Raw genomic sequence first — 25,503 nt, forward strand, 5'->3', positions numbered from 1 at the left:
TCCCTTTAATGTATTGTATGGTAAATCATGGTACACAAATGCAAAGAGCTGCGAATTTTATTCCGCAGCTCTTTTTTGATAAATGGTGCGTCCCTCTTTTATGGTTTCAAGCACCTCTATATTTTTTAATGCTTCCGCTGGGACATCCAAAGGATTTTGGGACAAAATCACCATGTCTGCCAATTTCCCCGGTTTTAAACTTCCCTTACGGTTCTCTTCAAAATATTGATATGCGCCATGAATTGTGATTGCCTTTAAAGCAGCCAGCGTATCAATGCGCTCCTCTTCTCCCAGAATCCTGCCTGTTTTGGTTTTCCGATTTACTGCACACCACACTGTTTCCATCATATCCGGCTCAATGACTGGTGCGTCCTGATGAAAAGTAAACGGAAGCCCCAAACGCATCGCTGTCTGAGCAGGACTGATTTTACTTGCGCGTAAGTCCCCAAAATTTTGCACATGAACCTCTCCCCAATGATACACATGCGCTATAAAAAAGGATGGCAAAACACCAAGCTCCCGCATCAACGGAAGCTGGTCAGTTCCCACAAGCTGTGCATGGATCATAACGGGCCGGATATCCGGTGCATCATCTAACTCTCCCATCGCACGAGCAACTGCCTGAAGATATTGCTGCGCCGCTGCATCACCGTTGCAGTGTGCTAAAATCTGACGTCCTTCTCGCATGGCACGACGCACGGCATTTAAAACGTCTTTATCCATCATGGAAGGATAACCAAAATTCTCCTCTTGCCCCACATATGCAGTGCGCATCCAGGCAGTTCTGCTCTGTGGAGAGCCATCTAAAAAGATTTTGTATCCGCCGATTTTCAGATGGTCCGAATATTGATCAACATGTTTGGCCATTTGGGTGGCGATGGTCCCATAGTCCTCAACACCTGCATATGCGACAACATCCAGTTCTAATGCATGTGATGTGCAGAGCATCTGATAGAGACCCACCATCTCTTTCATAAGATATCCATCCTGAACGGTCGTAATGCCATAAGACGCATAACGCTTCTGCGCCTGCTTTAATGCATTAAGAATCTCTTCCGACTGTGGCATGGGAATTTGCTTCAAGTATGAAAGAAAGGCATTTTCTTCCATATAACCCGTTGGCTCTCCCGCTTCATCCTTTTCAATTTTTCCGCCTGCTGGCGCCATGCTGCTTCTGGTAATCCCCAGAAAATTCAGCGCAGCTGTATTAAATACACCATTGTGACCCGAACGATGCTGTAAAACAATCGGGTGACCAGAAGAGGCCTCATCCAGTATTTCACGTGTAGGGTGGGTTTGTTCATCCAGCGCATTATGGTCGTATCCTTTGACGATAACCCACTGGTTGTCCGGCAGATGTCTGTTCTCAATAAACGCAGCAATTCTTTTTTGAATATCTGAAAACGTGTGAGCCCCCTCTACGGACACCTGAAGCAGCGACATTGCATATCCCATAAAATGGCTGTGCGCATCAATAAAAGAGGGCATCAGCGTGTGGCCTTGCAAGTCCACACATTCAAAATGCGTTCCAGCTGCCTGCCTGACTTCGTCCAGCGCTCCAACAGCTACAATCTTGCCATCCTGTTCCAGCAGCGCTTGGGCACAGGAAGGCGTTTCCATGGTTAGAATCGTACCGTTCCAATAAAGTTTTTGCCGCAAACCCTTGCCCTCCTTTTTTCCTGCATATACATTCGTCTGAATCCACCGTGTTAAACAAAAAACCGGAAGCAAAGCTTCCGGTTTTTTCTGGCGGAGAGTTAGGGATTTGAACCCTAGGTACCTTTAAAGGGTACACACGATTTCCAGTCGTGCGCCTTAGACCACTCAGCCAACTCTCCATGGCACAAAGTGCTTTATTATATTACCCGATTTCATTACAAAAGTCAAGCAAAAAATTAAAAAAGATCAAATTAATTCTCTGGGTTTTCTCCTATTGACCCGGTCCTTTTTCCTTTATATAATTAAAAATGAACAATTTTTGTTAAAAAGATAACGTTTCAGAAAGGCTCGGTGGACATACTATGAATATTTGCGTTTGTGTCGGATCTTCTTGTCATTTAAAAGGTTCTTACGATGTGATTCAGATGATGAAAGAGAATCTGGAAAAGAACAATTTAACAGACAAGGTGAATCTTTCTGCCGCCTTTTGTCTCGGAAAGTGTACACATGGCGTTTCTGTGAAAATCGATGATGAAATCATTACCGGTTGGAACAAAGATAGCTTCGATTCTCTTTTCCAAGAAAAGGTCCTCGGAGGGCTTTCAAAATGAATAGGTTTCTACAGCTCAAAAAATCGAACTGCAAAAACTGTTATAAATGCATCCGGAGCTGTCCGGTAAAAAGTATTAAATTTGCAGATGGACAGGCAAACATCATTGCGGATGACTGCATTCTTTGTGGCAATTGTTTTGTCAACTGCCCGCAGGATGCGAAACAAGTGCGCCTTGATACGCCTCATGTTAAAGAGCTGATTGCTTCCGGTCGTCCTGTCATCGCAAGTGTAGCCCCTTCTTTCATTGCGGAATTTCCCGTGAAAGATTTTGCCGCCATGCGTACCGCGCTTCTTTCTCTGGGCTTTTCTGATGCCGAGGAAACCGCAATTGGCGCTACTGTGGTCAAACAGGAGTACGAACGAATGATTGCCAGTGGAGAGCACGATGTCATTATCTCTTCCTGCTGCCACAGCATCAACTCTTTAATTCAAAAGTACCACCCTCTTGCCCTGCCCATGCTCGCACCCGTCCTGTCTCCCATGCTGGCCCACGGCAAGCTGATCAAAGAAGCGCAGGCCAATGCAGCCGTTGTCTTTATTGGCCCCTGCATTTCCAAAAAGGAAGAAGCGGAACTTTACTCCGAATATTGCGATGCGGTGCTGACCTTTGAAGAACTTGAGGCGTGGTTTGAGGAAAAAGGCATCTCCTTTTTCCTTTCAGAGGAAGACATCGGAAATAAACGTGCGCGCTTCTTCCCGATCAAGGGCGGCGTCATTAAAAGCATGCACACTGAACAAAGTGATTTTACATACCTCGCAGTAGACGGTGTGGAAAATTGCATTGCTGCTCTTCAGGAAATTGAAGCGGGCAATCTGCATCATTGCTTTATAGAGATGAACGCCTGCGAAGGCGCTTGTGTCAATGGGCCCGGAATCCGCCATCACCATGCTTCCCCTTTGAGCGGTGAGATCAAAGTGCTTGATTTTGCCGGAGAAGGCGAATTTACTTCCGCCGACCCGGGCGATTTGTCTAAAAACATGCCTTATGTCGGCACACACAGTCAAATTCCCGGCGAAAATACGATTCGGGAAATTCTTGCCAAGATGGGCAAAACAAGCCCGGAGCAGGAGCTGAACTGTGGCAGCTGCGGCTACAATACCTGCCGAGAAAAAGCCATCGCTGTGTATCAGGGCAAAGCGGATTTAAGCATGTGCCTGCCCTATTTAAAGGAACGTGCCGAAACGTTTTCCGGTTATGTAATCAATACGACGCCCAATGCCATTTTGATCCTGGACGAAGATCTGTGCGTACAGCAAATCAACCGTGCCGGCTGCAGTCTCTTCAATTTGAAAAATCCTGCTGATATTATTGGTTCGCCGATTGTCCGTCTTGTAAACCCGGCGGAATATCTGAACGTTATGACTACCGGCATTCCCGTAAAAGAGAAAAAGGTCTATCTGGCAGAATACAGCAAATACGTTTCCCAGACCATTGTGTACGATCGGGAGTATCACATCATTTTCATTATTATGCGCGATATTACTTCTGAGGAGGTTCAGGCCGGTCAGCATGCCGAGCTTTGCAATCGCACAGCTGAAATCACCAACGAAGTAATTGAAAAACAGATGCGCGTAGTACAGGAAATTGCAAGTCTTTTGGGTGAGACAACGGCAGAAACCAAAATTGCATTGACACAGCTTCGAGATGCCATCCAGAAATAAGTAAGAGAAAGGCAGAGCCAAACGATGAACCATTTGTGGACTGATACCGGTTACGTGAGCATCAATCACGTAGGAGAACAGCTTTGTGGCGATCGGGTGGAAATCATTGGAGACAACGAAAATTCTGTCACACTTGTTTTGGCGGACGGTTTGGGAAGCGGTGTAAAAGCCAATATTCTTTCTACACTGACCAGTAAAATTATCTGCACCATGATGGCCAACAATATGCCCATTGAAGAATGTGTGGATACCATTGTAAAAACACTGCCGGTCTGCCAGGTCAGGCAAGTTGCCTATTCCACGTTTACGATCATTCGTGTAACAGACAATTCCGTCGCTGAAATCATTCAGTTTGACAATCCAAACGTCATTCTTCTTCGGGACGGAAAAAGTGTGGATTATCCCATCACCAGCCGCGTCATTGAGGGCAAAACCATTCTGGAAAGCAAAATCCCGCTGCAGCTTCACGATGTATTCATTGCCATGAGCGATGGTGCCATCTATGCCGGCGTCGGAAAAAACATGAATTTTGGATGGCAGCGGGACAACATTATCGAATATGTTGAGCGCCTATATGAGGATTCTCTTTCTGCCAAGATGATTGCGTCTCTGATTGTTGACGAGTGCAATCGTCTGTACGAAGGCGAACCTGGAGATGATACAACGGCTGCCGCAATCCGCATCCGTGAGCGCGCACCAGTCAACTTGCTTTTCGGCCCCCCTGCTGACCCCAAAGACTGCACCAAAATGATGACGTTGTTTTTCTCCAAAGAAGGAAAGCGAATCGTTTGCGGTGGCACAACTTCCAAAATTGCCGCGGATTATCTTCACGAAACCATTGAGACCTCAATCGAATACGGAACGGATCCGGATATCCCGCCAATCGCGCATTTAAAAGGGGTCGACCTTGTGACAGAAGGCGTTATCACCATGAGCAAGGTTGTACAATACGCCAAAAGTTTTGTCGAGGGCTCCGACCTTTCCAACCTGTGGAGTTTGCAGACAGACGGTGCTTCTCTGATTGCGCAAATGCTGTTTGAGTACGCCACGGACATTAACTTTTTTGTGGGCAAAGCAATTAACCCTGCTCATCAAAACCCTGATCTTCCCATCACCTTTGGAATCAAAATCCACCTTGTGGAAGAGTTGACCGAATATCTGAAAAAGATGGGCAAACAAATCAAAGTCAGTTATTTTTAAAAAAGAAAGGCACTCGAGCGTCGTCTCGGGTGCTTTTTCACATTTTCCCACCTTCTTCATATACTGTTATTGTCAAGCGTTCGACGCCAATGAAGGAGGGAGTATTCTTATGTCCATGCCGATTATCACAACTTCACCCAATCCAATTTCCATGAGTCAGGCCGTCACAGATCTTCTGGAATCCATCGCAATGGAAGAAACCGCGCTCAGTCACATTCTAAATGCCGAAGGCGAAAAAATCCAGAAAGCACTCGCCTGGGATGATATTTCTCTGGAACAAATCATGGAAGTCAATTCGACTGTCATGGAAATGGTTTCCACCGTCAACGAATTGGAACATACGCTACGGGACAAATTGGAATTTATCTCCAACAATCTTTATTACCCTTCTCGTGATCCGCAATAATAAAAAGGAGCCGTTGAACGGCTCCTTTTTATTGTTTAGATTCCGCCAAGATAAGCAGCTTTCACCTTCGGATCTTTTGCAAGCTCTGAAGCATTTCCTGACATTGCAATTACACCTGTTTCCAAAACATAAGCTCGGTTTGCAATTTCAAGCGCCATTTTAGCGTTCTGTTCCACCAGAAGGATGGTAACACCCGATTGATTGACGTCATGGATAATTTTAAAAATCTCCTGCACCAGCAACGGCGACAATCCCATAGAAGGCTCATCCAAAAGCAGCATCTTCGGGCTACACATCAGTGCACGGCCAATGGCCAGCATCTGCTGTTCTCCGCCCGACAAAGTACCTGCAAGCTGCCGGCGCCGTTCTTTCAAGCGAGGCAGACGCTCAAAAACCATTTCGTAATCCGCTGCAATCGCGTCCGCGCCATCCGTTCGCGTGAACGCCCCCAACTCCAAATTCTGCTGAACGGTCAAATTAGCAAAGACACGCCGACCTTCCGGGACCTGGGTCAAGCCCAATTTGATAATTTGATGCGGCTCCATGTTACTGATGGGGTTTCCGCAGAATGTAATCTCGCCGGCCGATGGCTTTAAAAGCTTGGAGATGGCGTGCAGTGTGGTTGTCTTGCCCGCACCGTTGGCACCAATCAGAGTCACAATTTCCCCCTGATTCACGGAAAACGAAATTCCTTTGATGGCGTGAATGGCACCATAAGATACTTCCAAATCTTTTACACAAAGCATCTCGTCCATTTTACTCACCTCCCAGGTAGGCAGCAATTACCTTCGGATTGTTTCGAACCTGCTGCGGATTTCCCTGTGCAATGATTCTGCCATAGTCAAGCACCACGATTTCTTCGCATAAACCCATTACAAAACTCATGTCATGCTCGATTAGCAAAATCGCCACATTGAAATGCTCTCTTACAAACTTGATTGTTTCCATCAGCTCTGCGGTTTCATTGGGATTCATTCCGGCCGCCGGTTCATCCAGAAGCAGCAATTTCGGATTCGTGGCAAGCGCACGTGCAATTTCCAACTTGCGCTGTTTGCCGTAAGGCAAACTGGATGCCAACTGATTCGCTTCATCTTCCAAATTAAAAATCTTCAGAAGCGACATTGCTTTGCCACGCATTTCCCGCTCTTTTTCATAATACGCCGGCAGCCGAAAAATACCTGCCAAAGAAGAATATTTTATCTGGTTATGCAGGCCAACCTTAACATTATCCAGAACCGTCATATCTTTAAACAAACGGATATTCTGAAAGGTTCTTGCAATGCCGGCTTTTGAAATGGCTGCAGGCGGTTGGCCGGTAATATTCACACCGTCCAAAATAATATCGCCTTCCGTCGGCTTATAAACGCCCGTCAGCATATTGAAAACCGTTGTTTTTCCTGCACCATTCGGGCCAATTAAGCCATACAAACCGCCTTTTTCCAGACGAAGGTCTACTTTGTCAACAGCCTGCAAGCCACCAAATGCAATGCCCAAGTTGGATACTTCCAAAAGCGCCATGACACTACACCTCCCCGTCATTGGAATCCTTCGCCTTTACTTTTAACAGCTGAGGCAAACGATTTTTCAAGTTCAAACGCCACTCCTTGCCTTTTTCGCTCTGATTGAACAACATCAGCGCAATCAAAACAATCGCGTAAATCAGCATCCGATAATCGTTCAAACTGCGCAGCAGTTCTGGAAGAACTGTCAGAACAGCCGCGGCGATAATCGAACCACGGATATTTCCGATCCCGCCCAAAACAACAAATACCAGGATCAGGATGGATGTGTTGTAGTCAAACTTTCGAGCTACGAGCGAAGAAAAGTTATGGGCATACAGAACACCGGCAATGCCCGCTAAAGCCGCGCTCAACGAAAATGCAATCATTTTATACTTGGTCACATTTACGCCCACAGATTCCGCCGCAATGCGGTTATCTCGAATCGCCATAATTGCCCGGCCCGTTCTGGAATGAATCAGATTGAGCACCACAAACAGCGTAAACATTACCAGCAAAAATCCCCAGATAAAATTGGAATCCCTGGGGGTCCCGGTAATTCCCTGCGCACCGTTAATCAAAATCAAGCCATCGGCATCCATGTCCAAGGCAGTCGCATCCGTCATGGAAAAATGCAGTCCATTGGCATCAAAGCCTAAATAGATGGAATTCAGCAGATTTTTGATGATCTCGCCAAAGGCCAACGTCACAATTGCAAGATAGTCCCCCTGCAAACGTAAAACCGGCACACCAATCAAAATGCCGAAAATGCCGGCCAACACGCCGCCAACGATCAACGCCAGCAAAAAGCGCCCCCACGCAACGGGAATAATATCTTCCATCAGCAACGTGAACATGGCTCCGGAAAATGCACCGATACTCATAAACCCGGCATGACCCAGGCTCAATTCACCCAAAATTCCTACCGTCAGGTTCAGAGAAACAGCTAAAATCACATACGTGCAAATCGGGACCAACTGTCCCTCCAGCGAGTTGGACAATACGCCTGTCACTGATAAGAGCTCGATGACAACAAAAGCGACCACGACGATTGCATATGTAACAAGGTTTTTTCTTGTATTTTTACTCATATTCTTCAATCCCATGGCACTTCACCTTACACTTTCTCGCTGATTTTCTTACCCATAATTCCCGTGGGTTTCACCAGCAATACAACAATCAGAACTCCGAACACAATCGCATCCGCCAACTGCGCAGAAATGTAAGCCTTGCTCAAATTCTCAATCACTCCCAACAAAATACCGCCGATCATAGCACCGGGAATGGAACCAATTCCGCCAAATACAGCCGCCACAAAAGCTTTGATGCCGGGCATTGCTCCTGTCGTGGGTTGAAGAATCGGATAGGCCGAGCACAAAAGCGCTCCCGCAATGGCAGCCAAAGCACTGCCAATTGCAAATGTAAGAGAAATGGTCGCGTTCACGTTGATTCCCATCAATTGCGCCGCGCCTCTATCCTCTGAAACCGCCAGCATGGAACGCCCCATCCGCGTACGGTTGATAAACAGCGTAAGTGCAATCATAATGACAACGGACACCAAAATGGTGACCAACGCCTCACCCGTAATCGTGAGTGCCCCTCCCATCAGTTTGAGAGGCTGAATCGAAACTACGGATGTAAAAGATTTCGGTGCGGATCCCCAAATCAGCAACGCCAGGTTTTGCAGCAAATAGCTGACGCCAATCGCTGTGATCAATACCGCCAGACTGGGTGCATTCCGCAACGGCTTATAGGCAATCCTCTCAATGACGATTCCGAGAATCGTGCATACCACCATTGAGATCATCACGGAAACAACTGCGGGAAGGCCCAGATTGTTCATGGCAATAAACACAATGTAGCCACCCACCATAATTACATCGCCATGTGCAAAGTTCAACATTTTAGCAATTCCGTACACCATGGTATATCCCAGTGCAATGATGGCGTAAACGCTTCCGAGACTCAAGCCGTTGATCAGATAAGATAAAAACTGCATAAAATCTGCCCCTTCTCTCACTCTACTTGAATCCAAAAAGGCCGCCGGCCCTACGTAGGCCGGCAGCCTTGACTCTACGTCAAAAATTACATAGCCGTATAAACACCGTTCTCGATTTTTACTGCCTTCGGCTCTTTGTTGGGCTCACCACTGGCAGACCACGTAATTCCTGCACTGGTAACGCCGTCAATAGAAATCTCAGTAAACGCCGTTTTCAGCTTATCACAAATATCCGACGCGCTCATATCGGCAGTAATACCCGCCTTTTCGCAGGCAGCTGCGATTGCGTAAACACCGTCGTAAGCATCGGCTGCAAACTGGTTCGGTTCAATTCCAAAAGTCTCTTTGTATTTCTCCGTGAAATTGGTCGTAATTTCATCAGAGCCGGGGACATACGGAGTCAGCAGCATTACGCCTTCCGCCAGAGAAAGATCGAATTTATCTACGTTCAAAATGCCGTCCAAGCCATCACAGCCAAAGAACAGAGGCTCATATCCCTGAGCCGCCGCAGTGGTCAGGATCTGGGTTGCCTCGGTATAATAAATCGGCAAAAAGACAAGTTCGGCGCCAGCAGCCTGGCATTTCTGAACCTGAACGCTCATATCGGTTTTGTTATCTGCCGTGAACGGCTCTGCCGCTACAATTTCAATTCCCTGGTTTTCGCACTCTTCCTTGAAGTTGGCATAAATGCCAGAAGAATAAGAAGTAGAGCTGTCATAGATAACGCCTACTTTGGTAGCCAGCTTGTTCTCGCCAATGTATTTTGCAGACGCCGTCCCCTGGTTGGGGTCAGAGAAGCAAACACGAAATGCGTTGTCATACTGTACGCATTTTTCAGCTGTGCCGGAGGGAGTCAGCTGGAAAATATTGTCGTTATAACTCTCTTCGCCAATCGCAATAGTGGGATCGCTGGTCGTTGCGCCAACCAGAATCTGCATTCCCCAGTCTTTTAAGCTGTTATAAGCGTTAACGCCTTTTTCGATGTCGTTTTCGTCATCTTCAAACTGATAGGCAAACTGGATGCCACCTTTTGCATTGATCTCATCCACAGCCAACTGGATTCCGTTCTTCACAGCTTCACCATACTGGGCTGCAGAACCAGTAATCGGGCCAATTCCGCCGATCTTGATAGCCGCAGGATCTGCAGCACTTTCTGTATCGCCTGAACCGCCGCAAGCAACCAGCGATGCGGCCAGACACAGAGCTATTGCAACACTGAGAAACTTTTTCATACTTTTTCCTCCAAACTAAAATCCGCAAACGGATATGTATTGATACTAATTTTACCCATAAACTGAGCGCGGTGCAATTCGCCATTTTTACATACTTTTGTCCGCTAAAGCACGTTTTTGGTGTATTTTGCATAAAAACAGATGTTTTTATATTAAACTCTTCTTAGAAACACATTTTTTGCAGATATGCAAATCATTGTAAAATCAAAGGTTTCGAACCAATAGGCTCAAAAACAAAATGTTTTATTCTAAAACATCAGAAGATTTTTCTTCTGCAGATACCCGACCGAGAATTGTTCGGTAACCGCCGTTTCCATATTGAATGCAGCGATTGATACGGCTGATTGTCGCAGTGCTGATTTCAACCTCTTTGACAATTTGCTCATATGTTTTTCCATCCAAAAGCATATTAGCTGTCTCCACTCGCTGAGCCATATCCGACAATTCTTTCATTGTGCACAGATCCTCAAAAAAATCCTGGCATTCTTCAATTGTCTGCAGCTCAAGAATTGCCCGAAACAAAACTTCGGTCTGCCTGGACATTTTCTCTTTTCGTGACAATCTACCCATCTCCTTCAAGCAAAATGCTGCATTAATACTTTAATACTTTACCATACGAAAACAAAAAATACAACTGTTTCGCTGAAAGAATTTTAAAACACAAGTTAAAGAAAGTCCCCGGCTAGATCCACTCCAAATAAAAACGAGAGTCCCGCCTAAAACAGAACTCTCGTTTTCATTACTGATTATTCAAATAAATGTGTTGTTAAACACACAAACTTATTTGATCATGCCGGCCACTTCAGATGCGAAATCATCCGTACGTTTCTCCAGGCCTTCGCCTTTTTCAAAACGAACATATTTCACAACCTGAATGTCACCACCCAGCTCTTTGGCGGTATTCTCAATGTACTTGGCCACCGTCAAATCCGGATCTTTGACATACTGCTGATCAACCAGGCAGTTTTCTTTGTAGTATTTGCCGATTTTGCCCTCGACCATTTTTACTTTAACCTGCTCCGGTTTGCTGGCCAGCTTCGGGTCATTGCTGATCTGCGCCAGCAAAATCTCCTTCTCCTTCGCCAGAACCTCAGCGGGAACAGACGCCTCGTTCAAATAAGAGGGATTTACAGCGGCAATCTGCATTGCAATGTCTTTGCCGAAAGCAACAAACTCCGGTTTGGCAGCAACCTCGTCAGAAGTCTCAAACTGAACCAAAACGCCGTGAGTACCGCCGCCATGCACATAAGCCGCGCAGATTCCCTCGTAACGCTCGAAACGACGAATCTTAATATTCTCGCCGATTACGAGAATTTTCTCCTGCAGAGCGCCCTCAACGGTGCCATCGCCCATTTTGCAGGCCAGCAGAGCCGTGACATCCGCAGGATTCTCATTCATGATCACTTCTGCTACGTCCTTAACAAAGCCTTTAAACAGATCGTTTTTGGCAACGAAATCCGTCTCGGCATTGACCTCTACCACAACGCCCAGCTTACGGGAAATATCAGAAACAGCATAAACCATGCCTTCTGCAGCAATGCGGCCAGCCTTTTTCGCAGCAGCAGCCAAACCTTTTTCACGCAGATATTCGATTGCTTTATCAAAATCGCCGCCGGACTCGGTCAGCGCTTTCTTGCAATCCATCATACCGCAACCGGTCTGCTCACGCAGATTTTTTACGTCTTGTGCAGTGAAAGCCATTTTTCTTTCCCCTTTCTATTATTCAGCAGCCTCTTCCTGAACCTCTTCCTCAGCGGGAGCATCCTGCGTGCCCTGACGGCCTTCCAGAACGGCATCCGCCATAGCGCCAGCAATCAGTTTAACAGCACGAATCGCGTCGTCATTGCCAGGGATCACATAATCAATCTCATCCGGATCGCAGTTGGTATCCACAATCGCAACGATGGGGATGTTCAGTTTTCTTGCTTCGGAAACAGCGATGCGCTCTTTGCGCGGGTCAACAATAAACATAGCTTTCGGCAATTTGTCCATCGTTTTCACGCCGCCCAGGAATTTCTCCAATTTCTCCAGTTCCAGTTCCAGCTTGGCAACTTCTTTTTTCGGCAGCATCTCAAACGTGCCGTCCTCACGCATTTTGTTGATCTGCTCCATGCGATCGATCCGGCGACGAATGGTGCGGAAGTTCGTCATCATGCCGCCCAGCCAACGAGCATTGACATAACGCATGCCGCAGCGCAGAGCCTCTTCACGCACAGACTCCTGAGCCTGTTTTTTCGTACCAACAAACAGAATGTCGCCGCCCTCAGCTGCAACGTCGCGCACAAAGTTGTAAGCCTCGTCCAGCTTTTTAACGGTTTTCTGCAGGTCGATGATATAGATGCCATTGCGCTCGGTGAAGATGTACTTCGCCATTTTGGGGTTCCAGCGGCGGGTCTGATGACCGAAGTGCACGCCAGCTTCGAGAAGTTGTTTCATAGATACGACTGCCATAAAATTATCCTCCTAAAATTGTTTTTCCTCCGCATTGCCGTCCTGCCCCTTCACCTGTTTTCAGGCACAAAAAAGCAAAGCAATGCGTGCGTATTGCCGAATTAGTATAGCATACTCAACAAAAGAATGCAAGTGTTTCTTATTAAGTTATCCCTCATCCGTTACATAATCTTCCTGATAAGGCTCACCGAACATATAGTCGTACTGCAACATCCAGTGATCATTATACCACTGTTCCTGCTCCTGGGTCATTTCTTCGCTGAAAGATCCGTCTGGTTCTACTGTAATTCCCCGTGTACGTGCCCGCATAACGGACAATTCCTGAATTAAGAAATCATACCAGGTCGGCGTTTCAAGCCCATACAAATTCATGACAACAGGGCTTATTTCGTATGCAGCAACCGTTCCCAAATCAATCGGTTCTTTATAATAGTTACTCCAAATCAGCAAATCGGTCTGACGAAGATTCGGACTGGTAGTATCCCCCTGATCGATATAACCGGTTTTTTCAAACACTTCGTATCCTGTACCCAAAGGATTGTAATGATCGCCCCAAAATACAATGATCGTCGGCTCGTCCACATCGCTAAAATAATCCACCAATTCTCCCAGTGCCTGATCCGCTTCGTATACTCCTGTAGCAAAATCCTGAAGCTGAGAAACGGTATTATCAGAGAAGCCCGGATCTTCGAGCACTTTTACAAGCTCTTCTTCCGGATAACGATTCGAGTCATAGGTTGTATGGTTTTGCATGGTCACCGCATGGACAAAAAACGGCGCATCCGAATCCGCTTCATGGTTTTCATATTCCTCAATGATTCGCTGGGTCATCTGGGAATCTGAAATAAACCCTCTCTTCAGTTCCGGGTTGGAAAAATTTTCTGCCGAGATAAATGTATCGATTCCCAAATTCGGGTATGCCGTATTTCGGCTCCAGAATTTTCCGTAATAACCATGAATTGCGATGGTATCGTACCCCTGTGCCTTTAAAAACTGCGGAGTCGAAAACATCGGTTTTGTCACATATTGCTGATAGGGTTTACTACCGGCCGGCAGATGCTCCAGCGAAAATCCGGTCAACGCCTCAAATTCAACATCACATGTACCGCCGCCAAAGGACGGAGAGTAGCATCTTCCATAAGCTGCCTGTTCAGCCAGTGCCTTCAGGTTGGGTGTCAGTTCGCGGTCAAAAACAACACCTTCCAATCGGGACACATCCCAAAAAGACTCGTTCATTACGAAAATAATATTAGGCTGCTGCACCACCTCTTCTGTGCTGCTCGCATAACTGTTGGCAAAGAAAGGTTCAGAATCCGCCTTCTGCGCTTGCTCTGTGCGCTGCACAATTTGATCGACTGCTTCCTGCGAATACCCGTCCGGCGCGGAAATATCCAGAACGCGCAGATTTGTAAAAAAGCCGGTGAGGATGCCATAATTTTTGTAATAGCGATCCTGCATCCACATATCTTCATAGATTCCAAAGAACTGGCAAACCGCGGTCTGCATCCATATTCCGAAAACAATCGCCAGGGCTCCCACAAAAGATCCACCCGATAAAATCAGCCGCCAGTGCCATTTGCGTCCGGAAGTTCCCATCGGTAAACGAAGAAAGCCCGCAAACAGGATCATTACTAAAAGCAGGACACCGACCACAATCATGCTCGGCTGCACCTGAAGTTGAATATGCTCGGCCACACCGGCCAAGTCACCGATCTGTGAAAAATCCCAAGGCAAAAACGGCTCTCCGCGCATCTCCAGCTTATAATAGGTGACCACACCTGACACGTTGGTCAAAAGTCCAAGTATAAGCGTTGCCACCCAATGACGTGCCGTCAACTGACTCACAAGGACATAGAGCAGAATGAGAAATACCCATCCCCAAAAGAACCCAAAGAAGTGCGAAAAAAAGCGCGTTGTCCAAAAATCCGAAAGCAATGTTCCTCGATGGATCCATTCCATCGTAAACAGAAAAACGGTTGGAACAATGAGCGTCCAAGCCAGATTAACCCAAAAAGAGTCACGCCAAGACGCTCGCTTTTCCCCACCAGAAACTTGTTTCATGCTGAACCACCTTTATTTTAACTGTCCTTTACCATCGTTTTACCGATTCTTTCATTATATAATATTTGTCAAGTTATATCATGAAAAGGAACTTTTTCTTACGAACCGGAACAATCGTTTTCGTTTCAACTAAAATGACATCGCTTCCAATTTTTCGGATATCTTTCCACGGAATCAGCGTATCCTCTTCCCGTCCCAGAAGGCCAAACAATTTTAATCGGCCATATAAAACAAGATTTTCAATACAGGCCGTATTTTCATCAAAGGAAAGATCATCCACTTTTCCGAGATTGGCCCCCGTAGAAATGCAAATCACATCGCGCTGACAGAGTTCATACAATGTCATAACGAAACTCCTCCCTTTCTTTATTCACATTTTATTCCAGAAGAAAGGGTTTCTATGCCGCTGAAAATGTTGTATAATAAAATACATTATCGAATAAGAGCGATACGGTGGGTGATTTTTTGTATAAAAATATTGTATTTGATTTGGGCGGAGTGGTCGTTGATTTTAATCCTCGTGAATTCCTGGTTGATCACTTTCTCAATGAAAAAATTGAAAATAAACTTTATGATATCACATTCGGCAGCGCTGAATGGCTCAAGATCGATGCTGGCGTAATGACTCGCGCGCAGGCCTATGAGATTATGCGCGAAAAAGGAAAAGATTTGGGGCTTTCTTTTGAAACAGATGTCATCTTATCTGATTGGTTTGACATGTTAAATACCAAAGATGACACTGTTCAGTTGATGAAACGCTTAAAAAAGCGCGGCTATCGGCTGTTTTATCTTTCCAACATTGCCGACGATGTATTGGAAACTTTACAGCAGCGGAGATTCTGGTCTCTCTTTGACGGTGGAATCGCATCTTGTGAGGTACGGTTGCTGAAACCAGATATTCGAATCTACCAGACTTTGATTCAAAAATACCACCTGATTGCCTCTGAATGTGTTTTTGTCGACGATAATAAAATCAATGCTTCTGCAGCATTTGATGCGGATATGGTGGGCATTCATTTCCGAAATGTACGCACACTGCAACGAGCCTTAAAAAGCTACGGTATTGAAACGGAACGGAAGTCACCCCGGCATGCCAAAAAGGAGCCGGAAAAGGCCGTTACAAAATAATATTTAAAAAGACGCGGGCACAAAGCTGTCCGCGTCTTTTTACTTAAATTTGCTTTTTAATTCGCTCCAAAGCACCTTTTTCCAGCCGACTCACCTGTGCCTGGCTGATTCCGATTTCGCGAGCCACTTCCACCTGTGTCTTTCCGGCAAGATACCGAAGCGAAATAATTTTCTTTTCACGGTCCGATAAGGCGCCAATCGTATCCCGAAACAAAATAGTGGAGATCCAGCTCTCTTCGCCCTCATTTTCGCCTATTTGATCCATCACATATAGCGTATCCCCACCATCATTATACACTGGTTCATATAAGGAGAGGGGTTCCATGACAGACTCCAGAGCCAAAGTCACCACCGACTGTGGTTGCTCCATACGGGCAGAAAGTTCCTGAATGGTCGGGTCTCTTCCCAGTTCTTTCTGCAACTGCTCTCTTGTCTGCATGGCGTGATAGGCCATGTCTCGGACCGACCGACTGACACGCATACTGTTGTTGTCTCTGAGAAATCGTCGAATTTCTCCTAAAATCATTGGTTGTCCATAGGTGGAAAACCGTAATCCCAATTCCGGGTTAAAATGGTCAATCGCTTTGATCAGCCCAATGCATCCCACCTGAAAGAGATCGTCCATACTTTCTCCACGTGACGCAAATTTCTGTACCACGCTTAAAACCAACCGTAAATTCCCTTGTATCATCGCCTGTCGTGCATCTTGATCTCCCGCCTGCGCTTTGCGAATCAACTCAATTTTTTCCTTTTCTTTGAGAACCGGCAGTTTTGCGGTATTGACACCACAGATTTCCACCTTGTGATATTGCACGTGCCACACTTCCTCTGAACAAGTTCTTGTTCAGAGTATGGACGTCACGCTTAAAAATCATAAGAAGAAAACTCTTCCAGTTATTGTTCGATACGCTCCAATTCACCTCTTAATCGCTTTATAATGCGCTTTTCCAAACGAGAAATATAGCTCTGTGAGATGCCTATCATATCCGCAACTTCTTTTTGGGTATGTTCCTTTCCACCATTCAATCCGAATCGCAATTCCATAATTTGACGCTCGCGTGGATTTAAATGATCCACAGCCTGCCGAAGCATGTCACATTCGGCGCACTGCTCCAGTTCCAAGCTCACTTGATTCTGGTCGCTTCCCAGCACATCGGATAGCAACAGCTCATTTCCATCACAATCTGTATTTAATGGTTCATCAATACTGCTTTCCTGTCTTCGATTGCTGCTTTTCCGTAAATACATTAATATTTCATTTTCAATGCAACGACTTGCATAAGTTGCCAGTTTGATATTCTTGGATGGTACAAACGTATTGACTGCTTTTATCAGCCCGATGGTTCCAATAGAAATCAAATCCTCCGCACTTGTTGTCTTGCTTTCAAACTTTCGCGCGATATATACCACCAGTCGCAAGTTATGAACGATCAGCAAATCCCTCGCGTCGGTACTTCCCTGCTCTAACCCTGCAAAAACAACTCGTTCTTCTTCTTTTGATAATGGCGGTGGCAAAATTTCCGGGCCATTGATATAGTAGAGATAATCCGGCAAGCGTACCCCAATGATCCATTTGAACAACAATATTTTCCAGAAATTTTTCAGTGTTATTTTTCTTTTCATTGTTTGATCCTCCTAATGCTCCGCCGTTGCCGGATTCACCAAAGCTTCAAATGTCCCATCTCCCAGCCGTTCCGGTGTAAAAACAGCTAAGGCTGCCGTGGTTTCCCTCCAACGTTCTCTTTGCATCAACTGCAACGGTGCTTTTATTGCGGGAAGCAGCCTCATTCCGGTTGCCGTTCGGGCAGGAATCAGGCGAATTCCATCTCCTGCCTGTAAATTTCCAGTTCGAAAATAATTTGAAAGAGCCTTTTCCAACGGAATGGAAAGTTTTGATTGCACTTCCGGGAAACTGAGCAAAAATGTACTTGCTCCCGATATAGGGTCTTTAACATGATATCCTGTATCCCATAAAGCATATCCATCTAATTTGTCAGAGCCGAAAGTCGCACGGAACGGCAGGACGATTTGTTCTCTTGGCCTTCCCATCAAAAAGGCCATAATCTGCATCACAAAATATGTACCCGTGACACAACCAATCAGAAGCAGCGGAGACACATTAAAATAAAGTGTCATATTATAAATTTGAATCTCTGACGGCTCCAAATAGTACAGCGCCAAAAGAATCGTGCCGGATAAAAGCACATTTAATGCTACATACCACAATAAACACTTCAAAAATATGCGCCGACCGTTTTTAAAAAAAGCCAGGGCCACAATGGTCCCTGCGCTGATAATTTTCATCAAGCCCATGATCCAAGCTGGAAGCGGCGGCAATATTACCATTAAAGAAGATATCCCCGCCAATATACCGCCGGCAAACAAAAAAATTTTTTGTACCGCGCAACCAGTCAAACTTGCACAGCAGCGCAGCAAGCACCATCCGATCAATGCATTGGTAAAAAACAAAATATCTACATAGACAACGCCACGCATGCAATCCCCCCATTGAAAACAGCCTAACACTTCAGCCGCGCAAAATATGTCACACCTGCAGAACTTGTCCCGGAAAATGGTATACAGCGCTCTTCCCTCAAGCGCTGAAATCAACGACTTAGGCGTAGAGTATAAAAAGACCCCATCACCTCTCGGTGTGGGGTCTCATTTCTCCATATTCTACTTTGGAAATTTCATTTTGCCTTTTTGGAAAATTCGTTTTGCCCTTTTTTAAATATTGATAAGAGGCAAAGTGAAATTTCCAAAAAGGCACTATATTTTCCATTCTGGAAAGTGCAAAAAAGGGGCACGAAAGAAACAAAAGTACATAATTAGAGATAAAATAGAAGAGAAGAAGGAGGAAACTGGGATAGAGTCAGGAAAGGCTCGCTCCACTCCGTTCCGCTCGCCCCTGACACCTCCAGAACAGTTCCAATAATGCCCAATGAAAGAGGGCCTATAAGGGGCTATATAGGGTCCAGTAAGGTCCAATCATTGGCGGGATGAGAAAACGGCTCACAGGGCGAAATCCGGGGTATTGCAGGGCGAAAACAGGGATTTTCCTACGCAGATGAGCAGCCGCAGCGGTCCAGGGTGTCTCCCGATTTCCTCCCGATTCGATGCCGTACCGCCACTGGGCACCTGCTTCCTTCTTCGCCAGGGCGTCCCGTACTAATCTCTCCCTCGTTCTGGACTCTGTTTTTCCTCGTTTCCAGGGCCGGAGAGGGACAACGGGGATATAAAAAGACCCCAACGTCTTTCGACGTGGGGTCTCATTTCTCCATATTCTACTTTGGAAATTTCATTTTGCCTTTTTGGAAAATTCGTTTTGCCCTTTTTTAAATATTGACAGCTGCAAAAAATTATTTCAGTTCAACAACCGTGACACCTGACTCGCCTTCTCCGTAAGCGCCCAGCCGATAACTACGAACATTGGGGTGTCTGCGAAGGTGTTCATGGAGAGCTTTTCTCAGCGCACCTGTTCCTTTTCCGTGGATCAGATACAAAGTCGACTGACCGCTCATGACACCGTTATCAATAAACTTATCAGCCTCATGGATTGCTTCTTCTACGGTCAATCCAAGCAAGTTAATCTCCATGCTGGCGGAGCGTGTAACCCGATCCAGATTTCCGCCCGAAGAATTCCTTCGCGGCTGATATTTTTTCTGCGGCACAGGCTTTTGCTTTTGCGGCGCCGCCAATTTCGAAAGAGGCACTTTCGTCTTGATAATTCCAGCCCGGATCTCAACAAGGTTGTCTCGATCCGGATTGGACATGACAATGCCCGTCTTATCCAATTCCGGGATCCATACCTCCTGCCCCGGCTTCACACTTTTGAGCGGCGTGAAGACTTTAGCCGCCGTATGGACAACGTCCGATTGAACAAACAATTTTTCAGACTCTTTTCGAGCGATTTCTCTTGCACGAATCGCCCGCTGCCCAGCCGCCTGCTTTTGATCTTTCTCTAATTTACGAAGCTCATCCAGCAATTGATATGCATCATTCTGCACCTGCTGTGCCATGGTGCGTGCCTTCTCTCGTGCAGCTTCCAGTTCAGCCTCGCCTTGCGCGATCAACTTTGCGCGTTTCTCTTTTGCCTGCTCCAGGGCATGTTCTTCAGCATGGCGAAGACGTTCCATCTCCTCCTGCCCTTCTTTCAGCTGAATCTTCAAATCTTCCAGCTGAGAAAGTACGGTATCAAATTTTTTGTCCTCATCCGACATGTGTGCTTTGGCTCTTTCGATAACCTGTTTTTCCAGTCCTAACTTCTCACTGATGAGGAACGCATTTGACTTTCCTGGTACGCCAACACTTAATTTATAAGTCGGACGAAGTGTTTCCACATCAAATTCGCAGGAGGCATTCTGAACTCCGGGTGTCTCCAGAGCAAAAACCTTCATCTCTGAATAGTGTGTTGTTGCCATAATCTTCGCGCCGCGATCACGCAAAGCTTCGACGATCGAAACAGCCAGAGCTGCACCTTCTGCCGGGTCAGTCCCTGCGCCAAGCTCGTCCATCAACACAAGACTTCCAGTACCTGCTTGGCTCAAAATTTCTGTAATATTCTTAATATGCCCGGAAAACGTAGACAAACTTTGTTCAATGCTCTGTTCGTCACCAATATCCACCAAAATATTCTCAAACACACAGACAGTACTGGACTCGTGCGCCGGAATTAAGTAACCATATTGTGCCATCAAATTCAGCAAGCCAGCCGTTTTTAAGGTAACGGTCTTACCGCCAGTATTGGGCCCGGTAATCACCAGCGTATCATACCCGGCTCCCAGAGAAATATCTACCGGAACGACTTTTCCCGGATCAATCAACGGGTGTCGTGCCCGAACCAAAGAAAAGCATTGTTCACTTTGTACTTGAGGACACATCGCTTTCTGCTCCAAAGCCAACTCTGCCTTTGCAAAAAGCACATCCAGTTGAAGCATTGATTCATAGGCAAGCGAAAACATCGGCTCCAAGTCCGCGACCTGTGCCGAAAAAGCGGACAATATACGTTCAATTTCAGCCTGCTCCTGGTTACGCAGCTGCAAAATTTTTGCATTGGCTGCCACAACTGCCGTCGGCTCCACAAACAATGTAGAACCACTGGAAGAAACGTCATGAATCACGCCGCCTACTTCGCTTCGATATTCAGCTTTTACCGGAACAACAAAGCGTCCATTTCGCAGAGATACGACAGCATCCTGCAAGTATTTTCCCATGGTCTGCGACTTCGTGATACCGTCCAGTTTATCACGGATGGAACTTTCCACTCTTTGAATGCTCCGACGGATGTCATACAGCGTATTGCTTGCTCCATCAGCCATCTCTGTTGGTGATACAATCGCTTCTGTAATCGCTTTCTCCAACTGCGGTTGTGGGGTAATGGCATAAAAATAGTCATCCACCGGTAAATTTTCATGGTCAGTCAGCCCGTACCACTGCACCAATTCGCGAAAATTGCGCAGTGTACAAGCCACTTCCAGCAGTTCGCCCATGCTCAGCACACCGCCTTTACCGGCACGCCGAACGATCTTTTCCACATTTTCCACTTTAGAAATACGCGCTGAGCCGTTTTTAATCAAGAGTGTCGCAATTGCATCTGTCTGTGAAAGCATCATACGCACTTGTTCTGCATTTTCACCGGGTAACTGTTGCTCCAGCATCGTCTGTGCCTGCGGACAGGTTACAAAATGACACGCACGTGCAAGTATTTTATCAAACTCCAAAGATTGTAAGTATTTTTGCATGATTACCTCTTTAGTTATGAAAGAATGGTATTGAGAAAATCAGCGGTTTTCAAAGGTTTGTCCAAACAAGTATTTAAATAATCTGTAATCACCTTTCCCAACCGTTTTTCGCTTTCTTTTCCCAATGTAAAGGAAAACAACTTTTCATCACTGCTGAATACAATATGCCGCATTGCCGCCAGTGCCGAAGGGTCCAGATTACATATCTCTCCCCGTTTTCCGGCACAGTCAGAGCAAAAAATTTTAGATGTTTGCTTATCAAAGTAAAACGGACCGCCTTCATATCGAACGCAATCCGCACAAGCAACCAAATCCGGCATATAGCCAGCCAAAGAAAGCGCCCGCAGTTCAAAGACGGCTTTCAAAAAAGAAGACGAACGCTTATGCTCGCTCATCAAATAAAAGCTGTTTAAAAGCAGCCGAAGCATTTCTTTGGCCTCTTCATCCACAGGCGAAAACACACTGGTCAACTCCGAAAAATACATTGCCAGTGCCATATTTTCCATGTCATCGTGGATACCGTAAAAAACAGTCTGCACCTGTGCATCATCCACAATGTACATACTCTTCCCCTGGAAGAGCGTAAACTCGGAATAGCAAAAAAGCCCCGTGCCGCTGAACAACTTGTTTTTCAGCCGCAAAGCTCCTTTGGCCATTGCTGAGATGATTCCTTGCTCCGGTGTCAAAATAGAGAGCACGCGATCCGCCTCATTGGTCTTTGTCGCCCGCAGAACCAGTCCTTTGGTAATCGTCTGCATTCCTGTTCTCCTTGTTTTCAGCCTCCGGGCCTTTTTTGTAATGCAAATAGTCCTGAATCTGACCCGTGCTTTCAAACTGTTTCCAAAAACCATCCTGCTGTCTCATGGTGAAACACCTCCGCTTGTCAGCATTTATGATTCACCATTCTACCGCAGTTATGTGCGGAAACTTTGTCCAAATATCGTTCTTTATTGGCGGAATCCGAAATTATTCAAAAGGAAGTCGTTATCGCGCCAATCGTCTTTGATTTTGACCCAACATTGCAGATTTACTTTTGCGCCAAGGAACTCCTCGCACTCCAGACGAGCTTCACTGGCAATCTGTTTCAGCATTGCCCCGCCTTTTCCAATGATGATCCCTTTATGACTTTTCTTCTCGCAATAAATGTTAATATCAATATCAATGATATTTTTATCCGCCCGTTCTTTAAAACGCTCCACGGTCACTGCCGTGCCATGCGGAATCTCATCAAACAAATGAAGCAGCATCTTTTCCCGTACCACTTCGGCCACCAGCGCTTTCTCAGGCATGTCCGTATATGCATCATCCGGGAAATAGTGCGGACTTTCCACCGCGTATTTCTCAAGCTTATCCAATAGCGCCTGGTCACCTTTTTTGTCATACACAGAAAGCGGAAGGACCTCTTCAAACACCTTCAATGAAGACAAAAACTCTTTGCGCACTTCAAAATCAGAAGATTGCTTCAGCGTATCTGTCTTATTCACGGCAGCATATGCCGGCAGCTTTTTCGCACGCAGATCTTCAACAAGCGCACGTTCTGCTTCCGTCAACTCTCCATAGGGTTCAAAAAGCATGACCGCCACATCTACTTCGGCTACAGAATCCGTTGTCGTCTTGGTCATCCGTTCTCCCAGTTTTGTACGCGGCTTGTGTATTCCCGGAGTATCCAAAAACACAAACTGTGTCTTTCCTCTGGTCAGAATCCCCGTGATACGCGTACGGGTCGTCTGGGGCTTAGACGTTACAATCGCCACTTTTTCTCCTACCAAAAGATTTAACAGCGACGATTTTCCCACATTGGGGCGGCCCACTAACGCTACAAAAATTGATTTTGTATCAAAGCTCTGCAATTATTTCTCTCCTTTTTTTCCAAACACAAAGCGCCAAGCCACCGGCAAGGTTGCCAGCAGCAACAAAAGCAGTACCGGATGTTCTGCAAAATAGCCTAAAATTCTTTCAAAAACGGGAACGTTCCAGAATAAAAATACGCCGGCTACTGCGCATCCAATGCTAAAAATCAGAACAGCCCCGGCGGCCATGTCCTTGACCACGCCGGCCGTGCGATAACGCTCCGGCGCTGGCCGCTCCATCACTCGCTCGATGCTGGAATTTACCAGTTCCAGCGCCATTACGCCAACCACCATGATGGTAATCAGTGCATACTGCGTCGACGTAAAGTCGTAAAACAAAGAAAACAAATAGACATAAAAGGCGGCGCACAGATGAAAACGCATGTTCCGTTCCTGTTGAACGGCAGCACGTATCCCTTGCGCCGCATAAATAAAACTATCGATGAAACGGTGCTTCATCGCTTACACCTGATCGGCGCTGTATGAAACAGTCCGCGGAAGGCCCAACTGAATCAGTGTAGCTTCTTCCTTCTCACGCATTCTTACTGCCTCAAGTCCGCCGCATTCATGGTCATAGCCCAGCAGATGGAACATGGAATGAACCGTCAAAAAAGCGACCTCGCGCTGCAGAGAATGGCCGTACAACTCCGCCTGTTCCATAGCGCGTTCCATGGAAATCACAATATCACCAAGCATAGCGGCTCCCGTTTCCTGGTTGATGTCATAATTGCCGTTCTCACCCAAGGGAAAACTTAAAACATCTGTCGCCTGAGGTTTATTGCGATATTGCTCGTTCAGCTGTGCAATTTTTTCATTGTCCACAAACGTCACACTGATTTCGGCGGAGCCTTCAAAATGCTCATACTCCAAAACAGCATGACAAGCACGACGAATCAGGATACGCAGCCCAGAAGGGACTTTTACTTTGTTCTGATCGTTGGTAATGTACACTTTGTGAGACATGTTCCGCTCTTCCTTTCTTATGATCGTTTATTCCGCGCTGAACGCGCTTTATCATACGCCTTGATAATATCCTGCACCAAACGATGGCGCACCACATCTTTTTCCGAAAAGTACATCATGGCGATTCCCTGAACCTGTTTCAAAACAGCCAAGGCATCCACCAAGCCGGAACGCGCCTTGTCCGGCAGGTCGATTTGCGTTACATCGCCTGTAACAACTACTTTGGACCCGGCACCCATACGCGTTAAAAACATTTTCATCTGTTCCGGGCTGGTATTTTGTGCCTCATCCAAAATGATAAATGCATCGTCCAGCGTTCGGCCGCGCATGTAGGCCAGCGGGGCCACTTCGATCAGTTGTTTTTCCAAAAGTCCCTGATATTTTTCTGCTCCCAGCATATCGAACAGCGCATCGTACAAAGGGCGCAAATAAGGATCCACCTTATTCTGCAAGTCACCCGGCAAAAAGCCAAGTTTTTCCCCGGCTTCTACCGCCGGCCGCGTCAAAATGATTCTGCTTACCTCGTGCGCCTTAAAGGCTTTGACCGCCATTGCAACTGCCAGGTACGTTTTGCCTGTACCGGCTGGACCAACCCCAAACGTAATTGCGTTTTTAGAAATCGCCTGAATATAAGCTTTCTGCCCCAGGGTTTTGGGCCGGATCGGCCTTCCTTTGGCCGTGATGGCAATAAAATCCCCCGTCAATTCTTTTATTTTACCTTCGTCTCCGGAAGCAGCCAAAGAGATGCAATACCGAACAGTTTGTTCTTCCAAAGGCGTGCCGTTCTCCCGAAGCGTCAGCATGGAATCTACAGCCTTCGCCGCTTTCATCACGCCTTCTTCGTCTCCGGAAAACTTGATCTGCGTACCCCGGCAGACCGCCGTCACATGAAACGCCTGTTCCAACAACTTGATGTTTTCGTCGCAATTTCCAAAAATTGCGAGCGCGGTATCCATGCAATCCACTTCCAGCAGCTGCTCTGCCATTCAAACACCCCTGCCATTTGTCGAGTTTGATTTTATTATAGCATATTTATCAA

Annotated in this window: 26 protein-coding genes and 1 tRNA gene; 5 read left to right on the forward strand and 22 right to left on the reverse strand. The window is 46.3% G+C overall.

Annotated elements, in window-relative coordinates:
* Positions 1–57: 57 nt before the first annotated feature.
* Together ACKTS9_RS01845 and ACKTS9_RS01850 are read right to left on the reverse strand one after the other, a co-directional pair.
* On the reverse strand, positions 58–1,659 hold the full coding sequence (locus tag ACKTS9_RS01845) for an amidohydrolase (protein ID WP_349216247.1): 1,602 nt from the start codon (positions 1,657–1,659) through the stop codon (positions 58–60).
* Positions 1,660–1,747: 88 nt separating this feature from the next.
* Positions 1,748–1,838: transfer RNA gene (locus ACKTS9_RS01850), tRNA-Ser, on the reverse strand.
* A gap of 183 nt (positions 1,839–2,021) precedes the next feature.
* On the opposite strand from ACKTS9_RS01850, the gene ACKTS9_RS01855 reads away from it, so the two are divergent.
* From ACKTS9_RS01855 to ACKTS9_RS01870, 4 genes are all read left to right on the forward strand, one after another.
* Entirely contained in the window at positions 2,022–2,270 is a 249-nt protein-coding gene (locus ACKTS9_RS01855) for a (2Fe-2S) ferredoxin domain-containing protein (protein ID WP_349216246.1), read from the forward strand.
* Positions 2,267–3,934 (forward strand): [Fe-Fe] hydrogenase large subunit C-terminal domain-containing protein, encoded by a 1,668-nt coding sequence (locus ACKTS9_RS01860; protein ID WP_349216245.1) that lies wholly within the window; start codon positions 2,267–2,269, stop codon positions 3,932–3,934. The genes ACKTS9_RS01855 and ACKTS9_RS01860 overlap by 4 nt, the downstream gene beginning before the upstream one ends.
* Before the next feature lie 24 nt (positions 3,935–3,958).
* Positions 3,959–5,134, forward strand: coding sequence for a SpoIIE family protein phosphatase (locus ACKTS9_RS01865; protein WP_349216244.1), 1,176 nt, complete (start codon positions 3,959–3,961; stop codon positions 5,132–5,134).
* A 109-nt stretch (positions 5,135–5,243) separates the two neighbouring features.
* A complete protein-coding gene (locus tag ACKTS9_RS01870) occupies positions 5,244–5,540 on the forward strand; it encodes a hypothetical protein (RefSeq protein WP_349216243.1) in 297 nt (98 codons plus the stop codon).
* A 35-nt stretch (positions 5,541–5,575) separates the two neighbouring features.
* Here ACKTS9_RS01870 and ACKTS9_RS01875 read toward each other — a convergent pair whose 3' ends face one another.
* The 10 genes from ACKTS9_RS01875 to ACKTS9_RS01920 all read right to left on the reverse strand — a co-directional run bounded on the left by ACKTS9_RS01875 (position 5,576) and on the right by ACKTS9_RS01920 (position 15,128).
* The gene (locus tag ACKTS9_RS01875; RefSeq protein WP_349216242.1) at positions 5,576–6,295 is read right to left on the reverse strand and encodes an ABC transporter ATP-binding protein; all 720 of its coding nucleotides are present in this window, start codon (positions 6,293–6,295) and stop codon (positions 5,576–5,578) included.
* 1 nt (position 6,296) lies between these two features.
* Positions 6,297–7,058, reverse strand: coding sequence for an ABC transporter ATP-binding protein (locus ACKTS9_RS01880; RefSeq protein ID WP_407878652.1), 762 nt, complete (start codon positions 7,056–7,058; stop codon positions 6,297–6,299).
* A 4-nt stretch (positions 7,059–7,062) separates the two neighbouring features.
* Entirely contained in the window at positions 7,063–8,130 is a 1,068-nt protein-coding gene (locus tag ACKTS9_RS01885; protein ID WP_407878654.1) for a branched-chain amino acid ABC transporter permease, read from the reverse strand.
* A 26-nt stretch (positions 8,131–8,156) separates the two neighbouring features.
* Positions 8,157–9,038 carry a branched-chain amino acid ABC transporter permease gene (locus ACKTS9_RS01890; protein WP_349216239.1) on the reverse strand — a complete coding sequence of 294 codons (882 nt, stop codon included), beginning with the start codon at positions 9,036–9,038 and terminating at the stop codon, positions 8,157–8,159.
* Between the two features lie 86 nt (positions 9,039–9,124).
* Positions 9,125–10,270, reverse strand: coding sequence for an ABC transporter substrate-binding protein (locus tag ACKTS9_RS01895; protein ID WP_407878656.1), 1,146 nt, complete (start codon positions 10,268–10,270; stop codon positions 9,125–9,127).
* A gap of 243 nt (positions 10,271–10,513) precedes the next feature.
* Positions 10,514–10,813 carry a YerC/YecD family TrpR-related protein gene (locus tag ACKTS9_RS01900; RefSeq protein WP_407882054.1) on the reverse strand — a complete coding sequence of 100 codons (300 nt, stop codon included), beginning with the start codon at positions 10,811–10,813 and terminating at the stop codon, positions 10,514–10,516.
* Between the two features lie 237 nt (positions 10,814–11,050).
* Positions 11,051–11,971 carry a translation elongation factor Ts gene (gene tsf / locus ACKTS9_RS01905; RefSeq protein ID WP_349216237.1) on the reverse strand — a complete coding sequence of 307 codons (921 nt, stop codon included), beginning with the start codon at positions 11,969–11,971 and terminating at the stop codon, positions 11,051–11,053.
* Between the two features lie 18 nt (positions 11,972–11,989).
* The gene (gene rpsB / locus ACKTS9_RS01910; protein WP_407878660.1) at positions 11,990–12,721 is read right to left on the reverse strand and encodes a 30S ribosomal protein S2; all 732 of its coding nucleotides are present in this window, start codon (positions 12,719–12,721) and stop codon (positions 11,990–11,992) included.
* A 147-nt stretch (positions 12,722–12,868) separates the two neighbouring features.
* Positions 12,869–14,782, reverse strand: a complete 1,914-nt coding sequence (locus ACKTS9_RS01915) for an LTA synthase family protein (RefSeq protein ID WP_349216235.1) — start codon at positions 14,780–14,782, stop codon at positions 12,869–12,871.
* Positions 14,783–14,855: 73 nt separating this feature from the next.
* Entirely contained in the window at positions 14,856–15,128 is a 273-nt protein-coding gene (locus ACKTS9_RS01920; RefSeq protein WP_349216234.1) for a PRC-barrel domain-containing protein, read from the reverse strand.
* A gap of 107 nt (positions 15,129–15,235) precedes the next feature.
* On the opposite strand from ACKTS9_RS01920, the gene ACKTS9_RS01925 reads away from it, so the two are divergent.
* Positions 15,236–15,910, forward strand: a complete 675-nt coding sequence (locus tag ACKTS9_RS01925) for an HAD family hydrolase (protein ID WP_349216233.1) — start codon at positions 15,236–15,238, stop codon at positions 15,908–15,910.
* A gap of 43 nt (positions 15,911–15,953) precedes the next feature.
* Here ACKTS9_RS01925 and sigG read toward each other — a convergent pair whose 3' ends face one another.
* The 10 genes from sigG to ACKTS9_RS01975 all read right to left on the reverse strand — a co-directional run bounded on the left by sigG (position 15,954) and on the right by ACKTS9_RS01975 (position 25,450).
* Entirely contained in the window at positions 15,954–16,724 is a 771-nt protein-coding gene (gene sigG / locus ACKTS9_RS01930; protein ID WP_349216232.1) for an RNA polymerase sporulation sigma factor SigG, read from the reverse strand.
* Between the two features lie 80 nt (positions 16,725–16,804).
* Positions 16,805–17,533 (reverse strand): RNA polymerase sporulation sigma factor SigE, encoded by a 729-nt coding sequence (gene sigE / locus ACKTS9_RS01935; protein ID WP_349216231.1) that lies wholly within the window; start codon positions 17,531–17,533, stop codon positions 16,805–16,807.
* Between the two features lie 12 nt (positions 17,534–17,545).
* Positions 17,546–18,406, reverse strand: a complete 861-nt coding sequence (locus tag ACKTS9_RS01940; protein WP_407878667.1) for a sigma-E processing peptidase SpoIIGA — start codon at positions 18,404–18,406, stop codon at positions 17,546–17,548.
* Positions 18,407–19,269: 863 nt separating this feature from the next.
* Positions 19,270–21,654 (reverse strand): endonuclease MutS2, encoded by a 2,385-nt coding sequence (locus ACKTS9_RS01945; protein WP_407882056.1) that lies wholly within the window; start codon positions 21,652–21,654, stop codon positions 19,270–19,272.
* 11 nt (positions 21,655–21,665) lie between these two features.
* Positions 21,666–22,409: a DNA repair protein RecO gene (recO, locus tag ACKTS9_RS01950; protein ID WP_349214711.1), complete on the reverse strand. Its 744-nt coding sequence runs from the start codon at positions 22,407–22,409 to the stop codon at positions 21,666–21,668.
* Positions 22,360–22,515 carry a hypothetical protein gene (locus ACKTS9_RS01955; protein WP_349214710.1) on the reverse strand — a complete coding sequence of 52 codons (156 nt, stop codon included), beginning with the start codon at positions 22,513–22,515 and terminating at the stop codon, positions 22,360–22,362. Before ACKTS9_RS01955 ends, recO begins: the two co-directional genes overlap by 50 nt.
* An 83-nt stretch (positions 22,516–22,598) precedes the next feature.
* Positions 22,599–23,501 (reverse strand): GTPase Era, encoded by a 903-nt coding sequence (era, locus tag ACKTS9_RS01960; protein WP_349214708.1) that lies wholly within the window; start codon positions 23,499–23,501, stop codon positions 22,599–22,601.
* Positions 23,502–23,960 carry a diacylglycerol kinase family protein gene (locus ACKTS9_RS01965; RefSeq protein WP_349214706.1) on the reverse strand — a complete coding sequence of 153 codons (459 nt, stop codon included), beginning with the start codon at positions 23,958–23,960 and terminating at the stop codon, positions 23,502–23,504.
* A 3-nt stretch (positions 23,961–23,963) separates the two neighbouring features.
* A complete protein-coding gene (gene ybeY, locus ACKTS9_RS01970; protein WP_349214704.1) occupies positions 23,964–24,464 on the reverse strand; it encodes an rRNA maturation RNase YbeY in 501 nt (166 codons plus the stop codon).
* 17 nt (positions 24,465–24,481) lie between these two features.
* Positions 24,482–25,450 (reverse strand): PhoH family protein, encoded by a 969-nt coding sequence (locus tag ACKTS9_RS01975; RefSeq protein WP_349214702.1) that lies wholly within the window; start codon positions 25,448–25,450, stop codon positions 24,482–24,484.
* Positions 25,451–25,503 lie beyond the last annotated feature (53 nt).

It is taken from the genome of Owariibacterium komagatae (assembly GCF_045865535.1).
GTDB classification, from domain to species: domain Bacteria; phylum Bacillota; class Clostridia; order Oscillospirales; family Ruminococcaceae; genus Ruthenibacterium; species Ruthenibacterium komagatae.

What these genes read in the sequence shown, in the direction of transcription:
- ACKTS9_RS01855 (WP_349216246.1), top strand. Translation starts at nt 2,022, where the DNA reads ATGAATATTTGCGTTTGTGTCGGATCTTCTTGTCATTTAAAAGGTTCT.
- ACKTS9_RS01860 (WP_349216245.1), top strand. Translation starts at nt 2,267, where the DNA reads ATGAATAGGTTTCTACAGCTCAAAAAATCGAACTGCAAAAACTGTTAT.
- ACKTS9_RS01865 (WP_349216244.1), top strand. Translation starts at nt 3,959, where the DNA reads ATGAACCATTTGTGGACTGATACCGGTTACGTGAGCATCAATCACGTA.
- ACKTS9_RS01870 (WP_349216243.1), top strand. Translation starts at nt 5,244, where the DNA reads ATGTCCATGCCGATTATCACAACTTCACCCAATCCAATTTCCATGAGT.
- ACKTS9_RS01875 (WP_349216242.1), bottom strand. Translation starts at nt 6,295, where the DNA reads ATGGACGAGATGCTTTGTGTAAAAGATTTGGAAGTATCTTATGGTGCC.
- ACKTS9_RS01880 (WP_407878652.1), bottom strand. Translation starts at nt 7,058, where the DNA reads ATGGCGCTTTTGGAAGTATCCAACTTGGGCATTGCATTTGGTGGCTTG.
- ACKTS9_RS01885 (WP_407878654.1), bottom strand. Translation starts at nt 8,130, where the DNA reads ATGAGTAAAAATACAAGAAAAAACCTTGTTACATATGCAATCGTCGTG.
- ACKTS9_RS01890 (WP_349216239.1), bottom strand. Translation starts at nt 9,038, where the DNA reads ATGCAGTTTTTATCTTATCTGATCAACGGCTTGAGTCTCGGAAGCGTT.
- ACKTS9_RS01895 (WP_407878656.1), bottom strand. Translation starts at nt 10,270, where the DNA reads ATGAAAAAGTTTCTCAGTGTTGCAATAGCTCTGTGTCTGGCCGCATCG.
- ACKTS9_RS01900 (WP_407882054.1), bottom strand. Translation starts at nt 10,813, where the DNA reads ATGTCCAGGCAGACCGAAGTTTTGTTTCGGGCAATTCTTGAGCTGCAG.
- tsf (WP_349216237.1), bottom strand. Translation starts at nt 11,971, where the DNA reads ATGGCTTTCACTGCACAAGACGTAAAAAATCTGCGTGAGCAGACCGGT.
- rpsB (WP_407878660.1), bottom strand. Translation starts at nt 12,721, where the DNA reads ATGGCAGTCGTATCTATGAAACAACTTCTCGAAGCTGGCGTGCACTTC.
- ACKTS9_RS01915 (WP_349216235.1), bottom strand. Translation starts at nt 14,782, where the DNA reads ATGAAACAAGTTTCTGGTGGGGAAAAGCGAGCGTCTTGGCGTGACTCT.
- ACKTS9_RS01920 (WP_349216234.1), bottom strand. Translation starts at nt 15,128, where the DNA reads ATGACATTGTATGAACTCTGTCAGCGCGATGTGATTTGCATTTCTACG.
- sigE (WP_349216231.1), bottom strand. Translation starts at nt 17,533, where the DNA reads ATGAAAAGAAAAATAACACTGAAAAATTTCTGGAAAATATTGTTGTTC.
- ACKTS9_RS01940 (WP_407878667.1), bottom strand. Translation starts at nt 18,406, where the DNA reads ATGCGTGGCGTTGTCTATGTAGATATTTTGTTTTTTACCAATGCATTG.
- recO (WP_349214711.1), bottom strand. Translation starts at nt 22,409, where the DNA reads ATGCAGACGATTACCAAAGGACTGGTTCTGCGGGCGACAAAGACCAAT.
- ACKTS9_RS01955 (WP_349214710.1), bottom strand. Translation starts at nt 22,515, where the DNA reads ATGAGACAGCAGGATGGTTTTTGGAAACAGTTTGAAAGCACGGGTCAG.
- ACKTS9_RS01965 (WP_349214706.1), bottom strand. Translation starts at nt 23,960, where the DNA reads ATGAAGCACCGTTTCATCGATAGTTTTATTTATGCGGCGCAAGGGATA.
- ybeY (WP_349214704.1), bottom strand. Translation starts at nt 24,464, where the DNA reads ATGTCTCACAAAGTGTACATTACCAACGATCAGAACAAAGTAAAAGTC.
- ACKTS9_RS01975 (WP_349214702.1), bottom strand. Translation starts at nt 25,450, where the DNA reads ATGGCAGAGCAGCTGCTGGAAGTGGATTGCATGGATACCGCGCTCGCA.